Below are 13837 nucleotides of genomic sequence, written 5' to 3'. Positions count from 1 at the left end.
TGCGCCATCACCGGAAAGCACAGCCTTTCTGGCGGCTTAAGCAGCTCAGTGAAGAGGAGTGATCATGTCGCAGACACAACCAGCAGATTTCGTCACCGACGCCGAACTGTCCGCAGTCAGCACCGACGCCATCAACACCGTCCGCACGTGGCTGCGCAGGGCGAGAGAAAAGGATGAGGCGAGCTCCACCTCGGGGTCCGGGGCAATCGCGAAAGCCCGCCCCAGCGGCTCAGCAGAATCCAGCGCGAACCCCCAAGCAAACGGAGCAGCCAACAAGGCCACCCGCCAGGCAGACAAGGGGGCCCGCCTGCTGGCGGCACTGCTGAAAGACCCGAACGGACTGCCGTTCACGCAGGGCTTCGTGGACCGAGTGATCCGCACGGAAGACCCCCGGGCCGCCGCAAAAGCACTGACCGAGATCGCCCAGCTCACCCCGAAGTCCCTGCCTTTGGCCGAGCGCATGCAGATCAAAGCCGGTGCGGCCATGGCTGAGAAGCTGCCGCACGTGGTCATTCCCATCGCCAAGGCTCGCCTGCGGCAGATGGTCGGGCACATGGTGATCGACGCCCGCCCCGAACCTTTCGGCAAGGCAGTCAAGGCCATGCACGAAGCCGGGCACCGCCTCAACATCAACCTGCTGGGCGAAGCAGTGCTCGGCGAACAGGAGGCCGACCGTCACCTGCAGGACACTCGCAGGCTTCTGGCCAGGGACGATGTCGACTACGTGTCGATCAAGGTGTCCTCTGTCGCCTCGCAGATCAGCATGTGGGACTACCCGGGCACCGTCGACTACGTGGTGAACCGCCTGCGCCCGCTCTACGAAGACGCCGTCGAACTCGAAGCCGCTGGCCGCGGCCCGAAGTTCATCAACCTCGACATGGAGGAATACCAGGACCTCCACCTGACAATTGACGTCTTCGAACGCTTGCTGAGCGAACCCGCATTCAAACAGCTGGAAGCCGGCATCGTCCTGCAGGCCTACCTGCCGGACGCACTCGAAGCCACCCAGCGGATCGCCGAATTCGGCGCACAGCGCGTAGCCGACGGCGGCGCTGGCATCAAGGTTCGGCTGGTCAAGGGTGCGAACCTGTCCATGGAACGCGTGCACACCGAAACCGCCGAATGGCCCCTGACCGTCAACCCCTCCAAGCAGGCCACTGACGCCAACTACAAGCGGGTCCTCCACTGGCTGCTGACCCCGGAGAACATGAAGGGCCTCCGATTGGGCGCTGCCGGACACAACCTGTTCGACATCGCATTTGCCCATCACCTATCCAAGCGGCGAGGTGTTGAAGACCGCGTCGAATTCGAAATGCTGCACGGCATGGCCGAAGAACAGTCCGAGCAGGTCGCAGCCGACGTCGGCGACATCCTTCTGTACGTCCCGGCCGTCGCGCCCGAACAGTTCGACGTCGCAATCTCCTACCTGGTACGCCGCCTGGAAGAAAACGCCGCGAACGAAAACTTCATGTCCGGCATTTTCGACCTGACCGACGGTGGACCCATCTTCCAGCGCGAACGCAGCCGCTTCCTGGCCTCAATGAGCGACCTCGAAACCGTGCTTGCCCGCGAAGGCGACACACCTCCCGGCCCCAACCGCACACAGAACCGACTGCACGAGGCGCCGCTCACCTCCCAGCCCGGCACCTCGGGTGAGGGCGCGGGCACCGGTGAGGGTGCGGGAAACGCGGCAGACGGTATCGACGCGGCAGCCGAGGGCGCCTCGGGCGAAGCTCCCGCCGAATCCACCGCCGCCACCAGCACCGCGGCAGACCCAGCAAACCGGGACCCGAAAGAACCCACAGCGCTCCCGGGGCGCGGCTTCGCAAACGAACCGAACACCGACCCCGCTCTGACGGCCAACCAGGAATGGTCGCGGCAGGTGATTGCGGCAGCTGAACGCATTGACATCAGTCCGCGAACAGCAGACGACTTCGACGTCGACGCAACTGTGCAGACCGCCAAGCAGGCTGCTGCCGACTGGGCGAAGCTCGGCTCGCGCGGCCGCCTGCCCTACTTCCAGCGGGCAGCTGAGCTGTTTGCGCAGCGACGCGGTGAATTCCTCGCAGTCGCAGCGGCTGAAGCGGGCAAAACACTCGCCCAGTCCGACCCCGAACTGTCCGAAGCCATCGACTTCATCCGCTACTACGCCGATCAGGCTCTTGAGATCGAAGAAATCGAAGCCCGTGACGGCGTTCAGTTCACACCTGATCAAGTAACTGTCATTACACCTCCGTGGAACTTCCCCGTAGCAATTCCGACGGGATCAACCGTGGCAGCGCTGGCCGCAGGTTCAGCGGTCATCCACAAACCGTCGGGCATGACGCCCGCGTGTTCGCGGATGATCGTCGAAACGCTGTGGCAAGCCGGCATCCCGCGCAACGTCCTGCAGCTGGTGCCGCCGATCGAGAGCGACACCGGCAAGGCCCTGATCAGCCATCCGGACGTTGACAGGGTCATCCTTACAGGAGCCTCTGACACAGCCGCGCTATTCCGCTCATTCCGCCCCTCGCTGGCCATCAACGCCGAAACCAGCGGCAAGAACGCAATAATCATCACCCCGTCAGCCGACCGTGACCTCGCCGTGGCTGACCTCGTGAACTCAGCATTCGGACACGCGGGCCAGAAGTGCTCAGCCGCATCGCTGGGCATTCTGGTGGGCTCGATGTACGATTCACAGCGCTTCCTGCGCCAGTTGGTCGACGCGACGGAATCCCTCATCGTGGACTCTCCGCTCAACCTGGCCTCCACCGTCGGACCGTTGACGGGAGCCCCCAGCAACAAGCTCCAGCGCGGGCTGACTCGCTTGGAAGTCGGCGAAGAATGGCTCATCAAACCGAAACTGCTCGCCGCGGCACCCGGCATCCCAACCGGAGACGTATCCCCCGGTGAGAGCCAGGTGGGAGCCGGCGGCACCTCGTCAGATTCTGACCGGCGCACACCGGGCATGCCTGGCCCGCTGTGGCGTCCGGGCATCCGCACCGGCGTGCAGCCGGGGTCGTTCTTCCACATGACGGAATGCTTTGGGCCGGTGCTCGGGCTCATGCACGCGCGCAACCTCGACGAGGCAATCCGCCTGCAGAACGCCGTCGACTACGGTCTGACCGCGGGCATTCACTCGCTCGACCCGCGCGAAGTCGAAGAGTGGCTGCGCCGCGTGCAAGCCGGCAACCTGTACGTCAACCGTGGAATCACCGGTGCGATCGTGCGCCGTCAGAGCTTCGGCGGCTGGAAGAAATCGTCGGTCGGGCTGGGCTCGAAAGCCGGCGGCCCCAACTACGTCCACATGCTGGGCACCTGGGCGGACGCGCTTGTCTCTGCTTCTCAGGCTGACGAGGTGGAGGCACCGAAGACCTCGACATCTGCGGGTGATGCGGGTGGTTCAGTTTCGGGCACTGCGGCAACGCGTGATGAACGCGATTGGCTGGAACGGGCCGGCCGCTCTGATGACGAAGCCATTCGCCGTGAGTTCGGCGTTGCCCGCGACTCGGACGGTTTTGCTTCGGAAGCGAACATCTTCCGCTACCTGCCGACGGCTGTTACGGTGCGCGTGACTGCGGAGGCAAAGCCTGTTGAAATCACGCGCGTGGCCGAAGCCGCCGAACGCCTGGGTGCGCCCCTGACCTGGAGTGTTGCCTCTGACGCAGAAGGGTCTGTCCGTGCTGCTGCCATTGCGGCTGCTGGCGCAGGTGGAAGTGCGGTCGGCACAGGCGGCAGCGTTGTTGTGGAATCGGCGTCCGAGTTCGGCAAACGCCTGGCTGATGGTTCTCTTCTGGTGAACGGAGCAGCCCGCGTGCGCAGCATTGGCGCGGCGGAAGCCGAAGTTCTCGAAGCGATTGTCGACCGACCGGAAGTGGCCGTGCTCGATGAGCCGGTGACCGCCTCGGGCCGAATCGAAGGCCGCTACTACCTGCACGAACAGGCCATCTCGATGACTCTGCACCGCTTCGGCGACCCAGACCCCGGCTTCCACCGCCTAGCTCAGCGCCTGGGCCGAACCGCCTAAGCAAACAGCCAACTCTGCTCTTGTGGCAATAAACGGGGCGAACACTTGAGTGTTCGCCCCGTTTATTGCCGAATCAGCAGGCTTTCGCTGTAATCAGGCCAGCCATCTGATCAGTTCTGGCGCTTGCGGCGGGAGCCCAGGATCACCAGCCCACCTGTAGCAACCAGAGCCAGTCCGGCAAGCACGGCGGCCGTCACCTCAACACCCGTCCGCGGCATCCAACCTGGCTTATCAGCGCCACCAGACTGATCCGGCTTAGCCGGTCCAGGAGCACCGGGCTTACCTGGTTCATCCGGTTCGCCAGGCTTAGTCGGTCCCGAATCACCAGGCTCACCCGGCTCATCGGTACCCGGCTCACCCGGCTCTTCGGTGCCCGTTTCTTCCGGTGTGGGTGATTTGTCCATCGTGATCACAGCGGACGATTCATTGGACTGAACTGGCGTTCCGTCATCCTCGCCACCGCCGCGCGATGTGCCGACTGCAACGGCCGTGTTGACGACCTCTTCAGCCTTGGCATCGGCCTCGGTGACTGTGTATTCATTGGATTCGCACGTGGTTGCCTCACCCGGTGCCAGAGTCGCAGCCTCGCACGTCACTTCAACGCCAGCCTCATCCAGCATCGAGTCGTTGACCGCGACGTTATTTACGGTGACCTTGCCGCTGTTGGTGACAGTGAAGGTGTACTTCACTGCGTCACCAGCACGGTAGCTGTCCTTCTTGTCCTTGACCTTCTTTTCGAGCTCCAGCTTCGGAGTGCCGACCTCAACACTGGCAGAAGGTTCATTGGACTTGACCTTCTTGCCCTTGGGGTCTTCACCGTTTGCCGTTGCCTTATTGACGTACTCCGTCTGTCCGTCAACATCGGCAGCAGTCAGAACGTGCGAAGCAGTGCACTCAATCGACTCTCCCGGAGCAAGAGTTGTGCTGGCGTCACCACAGTCAATGTCGTCAACCTTCGGATCGTCGATCTTGACATCCTTTACGGTGACGTTGCCGTTGTTCGACACAATGAAGCTGTACTCGACCTTGTCACCTGTGGTCAGTGGCTCTGCGCCCTTTGCCCAGTTGGTGACAGTCTTCTCCAGTGACAGCGAAGGTTCGGATTTGGGAACCGTGACAGTCGCAGTGTCCTGCGCACTGACCTTCGTGCCAGCTTCAGGGTCCTTCTTCGTGTTGCCGGTCAACGTGACATTGTTCGGCAGCGGGTCTTCGGCATCGACCTGATCCTGAGTGATTTCACTTTCACCGGTGCACGTGAACTCAGCGCCGACGGGCAGAGTCACTCCACCAGCAAGCACGTCGATTTCCTCTTCACCCTGCTTACAGGTGAGATCAATGTCCCCACCGGCCCATTCATCAGCCAGCTTCACATTGTGCAGCGTGACATTGCCGGTGTTCTTGCCGGTAATGAACCATTCTGCCTTTTCACCGGCCTTCTTCTGGACCGACTTCTCACCGTCTACGGTCTTGGTGACATCAAGCGCCGGCTTAGCTTCCGGCACCGTGACCGTCGCTTTGCTCTTGTCTTCGACAGGCAGTTCTTTGTCCTCGCCGGTGGTGGCCGACTTGTACGGGTACTTGCCGGTCACATCAGCGTTATTCGGCAGCGTGACCTGCTCGTCAACGTCATCCTGCGTGACGGTGTAGGTGCCGGTGCACTTGTAGGCATCGCCTACCGCAAGTTTGGCCTTGCCTTCCTTGAAGTCTTCCGTGGCATCGCCGCTGTACACGCCTCCGGCCTTCGGCGTGATGGTGCAGGACAGATCAAGGGGTTCCTTATCCTCGACCCAGTCATCTGCCAGCTTCACGTCTTCAAGATCGACATTGCCGCTGTTCTCACCGGCCAGAACGAACTTTGCCTTGCCATCAGCAGCGACTTCGGCAGACTCTTTTTCGTTGACGGTCTTCTCCAGCGTGATCTTCGGAGCAGGTTTGAACACGCCGAAGTCGTACTTGGTGTGCGCCTGCGGCTTGCTGGCGTCGTATTCCTCCGGCTTCGATTCAGTCACGGTAATGACCTTGCCGTTCCACGAACCGGGAGTACCCTTACCGGCTTCGGTGTTGATGTCGGTTTCCTCAAGCGGGCTGACCACCACACGGTAGTTGCCGCGCTTTACGGACTCGAACGTGTAGTTGCCGTCCTTATCCGACTTGGTGGTTCCCGCCACAACGGGTTCACCGTTGTCGTCCTTCTTGACCTCACCGTCTTCGTCTACTTCGTAGAGGGTCACGGTGTAGCCAGACAGGTTCTTTTCGCCGTCCTGCTGCTTCTCGTCCCGGTTCTTGTCGTGATAGACGGTACCCGAGACCTTCGCAGCGTAGACCTCGGTCTTGACGGGATCAGGCTGCGGCACGGGCAGTGCCCCAACGCCCGTTGTCTCTGCAGTGTCTCCATAGGTGGCGTGCATGGTGGCAACACCCGTGGAGTTGACGTACAGGTCGCCGTGCTTGTTTCCGTGCGGCTGGAAGTTCAGCTGGTAGGCATCGTTGGAGTTCGCTTTCACCAGGGGGCTGTCAAAGCGCAGCGCTGTAATGTGCCTAGCCCCGGGCTTCGCCTGTTCCTCGATGACTTCCTTGGTCAGCAGCTCCCAGTTGGTGTTGCTCGGGGCCTTGTCAATATCCCGCTTGGTGGCCTTAGCCGCGTTTTCACACGCGTTGAGGTCTCCCTTGCCCTTCGCGTTGGTCGGGCACACCGACACAGTCTTCGGGTCGTCGTAGGTGTAGTAGATCTGACGGCCTTCCACGCCGCTTGTGCCTACATATTCCGGCACGTCTTTCAGCCAATACTCACCATTGAACTCAGTGCCCCGCCAGTCGCCGTTGAACGGCAACACGTCAATGAACTGCGTGGCTCCCAGCTGTGCATCGGTGTGGTTGGTCAGCTTCAGCGAGTGCTGAAACGCAGCGTCATGATCAACGAGCTTGTCCTCAGCAGACTTCTGCAGGCCCACAGCGACAACGTTGGGGACAGTCAGAGTCGTCAGCGCTGCACGCGAGTCCAGCGGAGTGTAGTCCTTCGCCTTATCTTCACTCGGTGTAAAGGCGTTCTCATTGGCGGAGGAAGTGACGGTCTTGATGGATGCGTTCTCCTTCAGCGCCTTGACAGCTTCATCCAGTTTCAGCTCTGGCGTTCCCGTTATGCGGTACGAGTGCACGATGTCGAACTGCTGGCCCGGTCCTGCCCACGCCGGAGTCATGACCGTGAATGTCGGCTTCGGCTGACCGTTGTCCCACGGCTGGAAGAAGTCCGAGGACTTTCCGGCATTCTTGTCGGCCCAGCCGATGGGGAAGAACGGGTCGTTGTTCGGGTCGTCAGTTTCGTTTTTCTTGTCTGACAGCGCCCACGTTCGTTCAATGTAGTTGTCTGTGGAGGGAGCACAGTCCTTCGGGTCATTGGAGATCTGACCCTTGTGATACTTCATTCCCCGTGACAGCGATTCTTCGTCAGCGGTGACACACTTGGACAGATAGATCCGCATGTGAACACGTGTGGGCTTACCATCGGCGGTGCTCGAATTCACTGCAATATTGGTCCCGTTGTTGACAACAACCTGACCGGCCGTGATGAGCTCCTGCTTCTGCTGGCCGATACCGCCAACACGCTTTTCGCCAACGCTGCCCCAGATGTCGCGAACTCCTGCCGACGGCTTTTCGGCAAGGATTACGTCCTTCGAGTCGCGTTTCTTCTTATCGCCTTCAAAGACCTGCGCGAAGTTCGTTGTTTTGTAGTACTCCGCGTCGCCTTCCTTAGCCTTGACGGTGTCCTGTGTGCTCACCACGCGCGGGTCACCCGTTGTAGCCACGTAGCGGAAAGTCGTCGGTCTCTGAATGACGTTCTCGCCGGGAATGACAATCTTGATTCCGGCGATTTCATTGGACTTCATGCTTCCCGGGTCGGCAAAGCTATTGCCCGTCACTTTGGCGGAGGCGTCGTAGAAGACTTCCCAATCGGCGTCGCCAGAACAGTCAGGAGCTGTTCCCTTATTGGTTTTATCAGCCTTGGTGATGTACACTTTGGCATCCGGGAAGACGTCCTGGATGTTGACCTTGCCCTGGTTGCCAATCTGGACCGTGGGCACGTAGATGTTGTTCGCGGTGGAGACAACGCGCTGAACTCCGGGCTGCCACACTGAACAGATGGTCGGGTTGTCCTTAACGTCGACGGGCGTGACTTCCATGCGGACATTCGCGCTTGTAAGAGCCTGCTTGTAGTTGAAAGCCTGCTTGCCCTTTTCTTCGGTCTCCACCCAGTTGATTCCGACGTCGTACTTGGCTGAAGGACAGCCCCCGGGGTGCGTGCACTTCCACTTGGTCAGGTCAACCGTCTGCTTGGCACAGTTGTTGTTCGGGAAGCCGTATTTGCCCGCCAACAGACCCTGCCCGGCGTCAGCGGTGGATGCGCTGCACTCGGTCAAGCCGCCGGGGTCGGCAGTGTTATCGCCAAGTGCTCTATTACCCTTCGCGGTTGGAATGTTCGACGGCACTCCGCGGCTGTCTTTCACCCGCGCAGGCTTGCCGTTTTCATCCACGATGTCCATGCGGGTGATGAAATCCGTCTTGCCCGAGGGCAGGCCCTTGGTTGGGATGAGAAAACGGAAGGGCGGATTGGACTTGTCGTACTTGCCGTCGACGTACGGGTTGCCATTCGCGTCGACCGTGGCTTTCTTCCAATCGCTGCCGTCATAGGACACCAGCACCTCGTCGCCCTTAAAGGGAGCATTTTCCGGCATCACGAGGGTGTAGCGGCTGATGGTTTCCGGATCGATCGGCAGAATCCGACCTTTCGGTGTCGCACCGCTGGGGGCAGGACTGTGCTTTTGGTCGGCGGGATAAGCCGGCAATCCGGATCGAGCACTGATGCCGATATATTCAACGCCGTCACGCACAGTGGTGGTGACCCCGCTCTGCGGATCTTCGATGAGCTGATCAAAGCGCGGTTCGACCAGCACGTTGAGCTTCTTGTCTGCGACCGCGGTCTTCAGCGCAGAGCCGTCTTCCTTAGCGGCTTTGAGCCCAAGATTGAACGTGCCCTCAGGGTTTTCGCCGCCCCGGAGTTCCAGTGCCTGGATTGTCGATGCTGTGAGTTCCAGCGAAACAGTCGCGTTCTTATTCGGTTCCGCCTTCACAGTTATGGCGCCCTGAGCATCAACCGTGGCCGAAACGCCGGCATAGCTTGCTGAACCAGTCTTCAGAGTCGGCTTCACGGTGGGTTCGGGCAGACCAGCCGCACGAGCTTCGGCACTGAGCCACGTTGGCGTAACCGTGAACGTAATCGGATCAGCTGCTGTTTTGACGTTCAGGTCGATGCTGTAGTGGGCGATATCCCCGGCACAGATATTGCCGTCGTTCGAGGTGTTGTCACCGGGCTCATAGCCATTGGACTTGGTGATCAGACAGCCTGATCCGCCGTCTTTTGCCAGCCTCAGGCCATATTGAATATTGCTTTGGCCGATTTCGACTGCCTGTGATTCTCCAGGCTTTCCCATTTCCCCCACGGCCTCTGCTGGCTGTGGCACAAGCACTGCTATTGCACAGAGAAGAGCAAGCACCGCGAAAACGGCAGTCATTCGCGTAAGCAGAGAGGAAGTCATCCGTGAACCCATAAGGCGTCCTTATTGCTGTCCAGCGCTGGCCTGAACGCTTGACGTGAAAATGGAGTGAAAAGGCCGAATATCATAAGATTACCAGCGAGTATATACAACGAACAGGCCTTGCGCACCTAATCGACCCGCCGAGTGCCGCAATAACTCTTCTCTGAGGGCAATAAAGGGGAGGCGGAAACCACGTTTCCGCCTCCCCTTTATTGCCTAACAGGCAGCGCCTGGCTAAAGGGCCGCGCTCCAGCACAGCCCGACCGAAAGCCCGCGCCTGCGCCCTCAAGCACAGCCGTGGCCCCGGCTTAAACCAGCTTTAATCCGCCCGGCCAGTGTCTTCTGTTACCGCGACGTTCGAGTTGAGCCACCACGTGTAGTGGTCGAGAACGTCATGGGCGATCCGCTCGCGCGAATAGTCGAGGATGTCGTAGGTTCCTCCGCCGGGAACCTTCACTTCAAGCTGACTTGAAACATCGTCGGCTTCGCGCATTCGAGTGCCGTAGGTTGCAGCCTTGATCTGGCGGATCTGTGCCGTGTAGTCGAAGTTCTCAAGCATGTCGTGAGTCCCGAGCACGGTCAGCGACACGGAGTGCTTGATGTTCTTCGACACGTCGTCTTCACGGTTGATCTGCGCGTCAACACCCTGGGCGCGCAGTTCGGCTGCGACCTCTTCCAGCGCCGGAATGACAACCTCGGTCATGCGCTCCTGAGTCGAGCGCATCGACACACTGCCGAACTGACGGCGCAGACGGTTGCGCCAGTTGACAGCCGAACCAGCACCACCGGCAACACCGCTGCCGACCATGCTGCCAGCACCGACAACCTGCGAGCGCAGCGAGTCCATCATGGCGTTCGTCTGCTTGCGCTCACCTTCCAGCGCACGCAACAGTCCGATGGCAACGAGGATCATGACGATTGCAAAGGGCAGTCCCATGACCACCGTCGCGTACTGCAGCGCGGTAATGCCGCCGACAACGAGCATGGCGATTGTCAGCACTCCGGTTGCCGCAGCCCACAGGATGCGCACCCACGGTTTGGCGTCGGTTTCAGCATCCGGCAGGCGGCTGGTGAGGTTGGCCATGACCAGCGCACCGGAGTCAGCAGATGTCACGTAGAACAGCAGCCCGACGAAAGTTGCCAGTCCCACCAGGAAGAACGCTCCGGGGAACTGCTGCAGCAGCATGTAGAAACCGGATTCCGGTGTTTCGACAGCGGCTTCGGCAAATGCGACGTCACCCGAGCGGATGCGCTCAATGGCGGTGTTTCCGAACATGGTCACCCACATGAGGATGTAGATGAACGGAATGGTCAGCGTGCCGATGACGAACTGTCCCAGTGTGCGACCCTTGGAGATGCGGGCCAGGAACATTCCGACGAAGCTCGCCCAGGCAACCCACCAGGCCCAGAAGAACAGAGTCCACAGGTTCATCCATTCGTCCGGGTGGTCGAATGCCATCGTGTCCAGCGTCATTCCGGGGAACATGCTGACGAAGTCACCGACGTTCATGGTGGCTGCGCGCAGCAGGAACGCGGTGTCGCCGAACACCAGCACCCATCCGGCCAGCACGAGTGCGAGCACCACGTTGAGCTGGCTGAGGATGCGGATGCCCTTGTCAACACCCGATGTTGCCGACACGATTGCCACGAGAACCGCGACAACCACAAGTCCGATCTGTGCGGGGATGCCCTGCTCGATGCCGAACAGCAGATCCAGGCCCACGTTGAGCATGACCACGCCGATGCCCAGCGAGGTTGCAACACCGAAGATGGTTCCAAGCACCGTCGCGATGTCGACGGCGTTGCCGATGCCGCCCTTGATTCGCTTGCCGAACAGCGGGTAGAGCGCCGAACGGACAGCCAGCGGAAGTCCCTTTCGGTGGGCGAAGTAGCCCAGGGCGATGCCCATGAGCGTGTACATTCCCCACCCGGTGATGCCGTAGTGGAACAGCGTCCACACGGTGCCTTCGCGCGCGGCATCGACCGTGCCGGGCTCCGTTACGGGCGGCGCCAGGTACTGCGAGGCGGGTTCGGCAACCGCGAAGAACATCACGTCGGTGCCGATGCCGGCTGCGAACAGCATGGACGCCCAGGCGAACGTCGAATATTCGGGACGGTCGGTGTCCTTGCCCAAGCGGATTTTGGAGTACCGCAGGGCGAGCACCACCACGAACACAAGGATCCCGGTGGCCAGCAGGATGTAGAACCAGCCGAACCAGTTGCCGATCCAGCCCACGAGCAAGCCGAGTGTCGCCTCGGCGGACTCTGTGAAGAACAGCGCCCACCCGGCGACCAGCGCGATGAACACGCCGGTCACGCCGAGCACAACAGGTTTGATCTTGGGGCTTGTCACCTGGGGCTGAAGCTCGGGTTCGACTTCTGCCGAACCGCCTTCCGCAGAGCCCCCAGCTGACGAGGTGCCGTTCGCCGCAGTCTGCGCCTGCGGCTTGGAGTTTGGTGGGGTACCGCTCACTGGTCATCACCCGCAGCCATGGCCTCAAGGGCACTCGGGATGTCCTTGCGGGCGTTCCACGCGCTGTTGCGCGGATCGCCTTCGGGGTACAGCGGCATACCGGACTTGGCCTTGTAGACCGGCGGGTGTTCCGGCTTGAGCATGGTGTTGCCGGCAATGAGGTCGGCAGCGCGCTCGGCCACCATCATCACCGGTGCGTAGATGTTGCCGTTGGTGATGGTCGGGAACACGGAGGCGTCCACAACGCGCAGACCCTCAGTACCGTGGACCTTCATGGACGACGGGTCGACAACCGCCATGTCGTCAACACCCATCTTCGCCGAGCACGACGGGTGCAGAGCGGTTTCGGCGTCGCGGCGGATCCAGTCGAGGATCTCCTCGTCGGTTTCAACGTCCTTGCCGGGCGACAGTTCGCCGCCGTCGAACGGTGCGAACGCCGGCTGGGACAGGATGTGGCGTGCTGCGCGCACAACCTCAACCCATTCGCGGCGGTCGTTTTCGGTTGACAGGTAGTTGAACAGGATCGACGGGTGCTGCTTGGGATCGTTCGACTTGATCTTCACGTGACCGCGAACATCCGAGTTCATCGGGCCGATGTGGACCTGATAGCCGTGTTCGTGATCACCACCGGTACCGTCGTAGCGCACGGCGATCGGCAGGAAGTGGAACATGAGGTTCGGGTACACGACATCGTCGTTCGTGCGGATGAAGCCGCCGCCCTCGAAGTGGTTCGAAGCACCCACACCGGCGTTGGCGAACAGCCACTGAGCACCGATCCACGGGGCCTTCCACATCTTCAGCCACGGCTGAATCGAAACCGGCTGCACCGATTCGTGCTGCAGGTAGACCTCCAGGTGGTCCTGCAGGTTCTCACCCACACCCGGCAGTTCGACCCGCGGCTTGATACCAACCGAACGCAGGTGGTCGGGGTCACCCACACCGGACAGCTGCAGCACCTGAGGCGAGTTGAAGGCACCCCCACAGAGGATCACTTCACCGGCGGAGACGCTGTGAGGCTTCTTTCCGCCTCGTACGAAGTCGACTCCGGTCACACGGGTGCCGTTCCAGCGCAGCTGAGTGACGAAGGCCAGAGTCGCAATGTCGAGGTTCTTGCGGTTCTTGACCGGCCACAGGTAGGAACGCGAAGCACTCATACGCGAACCCTTGTAGGTGTTGGCATCGAACGCGGCGAAGCCCTCCTGGCGGTAGCCGTTGACGTCATCGGTCGGGGCGTAGCCAGCCTGGCGGGTGGCTTCGAAGAACGCCTGGAACAGCGGGCTGTTGGCGGGCTTGCGCTCAAGGGTCAGCGGACCCGAACCGCCGCGCCACTCATCGGCCCCGGCCAGTGTCGTTTCCATGCGCTTGAAGTACGGCAGGCAGTGGGCGTAGTCCCAGTCCTCCATGCCCTCAAACGTGGCCCACTTGTCGTAGTCGCCGGCGTTGCCGCGCTGGAAGATCATGCCGTTGATGGAGCTTGAACCGCCGAGCACTTTACCGCGGGTGTGCGACACGCGGCGTCCGCCCATGTACGGTTCCGGGTCGGTTTCATAGCGCCAGTCGTACATCGGGTTGCCCGACGGGAACATGAGCGCAGCGGGCATGTGGATCAGCGGGTCAAACTTGAAGTCCGCGCGACCGGCTTCAAGCACCAGCACGCTGGTGCTGGGGTCTGCCGACAGGCGGTTGGCCAGCGCCGAACCGGCCGATCCGCCGCCGACGATTACATAGTCATAGTGTTGCTTCACTTAAACGCTCCTTGGAGTTGTG

The 13837-nt window shown here is 61.1% G+C and carries 4 protein-coding genes; 1 reads left to right on the top strand and 3 read right to left on the bottom strand.

The genetic code is table 11. The features are described from left to right. The first annotated feature begins 64 nt into the window (after positions 1-64). A complete protein-coding gene (locus GC119_RS05755) occupies positions 65-4006 on the top strand; it encodes a proline dehydrogenase family protein (RefSeq protein WP_151952681.1) in 3942 nt (1313 codons plus the stop codon). A 110-nt stretch (positions 4007-4116) separates the two neighbouring features. Here the strand turns inward: GC119_RS05755 and GC119_RS05750 are convergent, their stop codons facing one another. The 3 genes from GC119_RS05750 to betA form a co-directional block, all read right to left on the bottom strand. Continuing rightward, positions 4117-9492 (bottom strand): SdrD B-like domain-containing protein, encoded by a 5376-nt coding sequence (locus tag GC119_RS05750; RefSeq protein ID WP_193215628.1) that lies wholly within the window; start codon positions 9490-9492, stop codon positions 4117-4119. Positions 9493-9916: 424 nt separating this feature from the next. Continuing rightward, complete coding sequence (gene betT / locus GC119_RS05745; RefSeq protein WP_151952679.1) at positions 9917-12070, bottom strand: choline BCCT transporter BetT; 2154 nt, start codon at positions 12068-12070, stop codon at positions 9917-9919. Next, positions 12067-13815, bottom strand: coding sequence for a choline dehydrogenase (gene betA / locus GC119_RS05740; RefSeq protein WP_151952678.1), 1749 nt, complete (start codon positions 13813-13815; stop codon positions 12067-12069). Before betA ends, betT begins: the two co-directional genes overlap by 4 nt. Positions 13816-13837: the final 22 nt, after the last annotated feature.

This window comes from Brevibacterium sp. Marseille-P9724, assembly GCF_902500275.1.
Taxonomy (GTDB): domain Bacteria; phylum Actinomycetota; class Actinomycetes; order Actinomycetales; family Brevibacteriaceae; genus Brevibacterium.
This window is presented reverse-complemented; position numbering and strand designations above follow the sequence as displayed.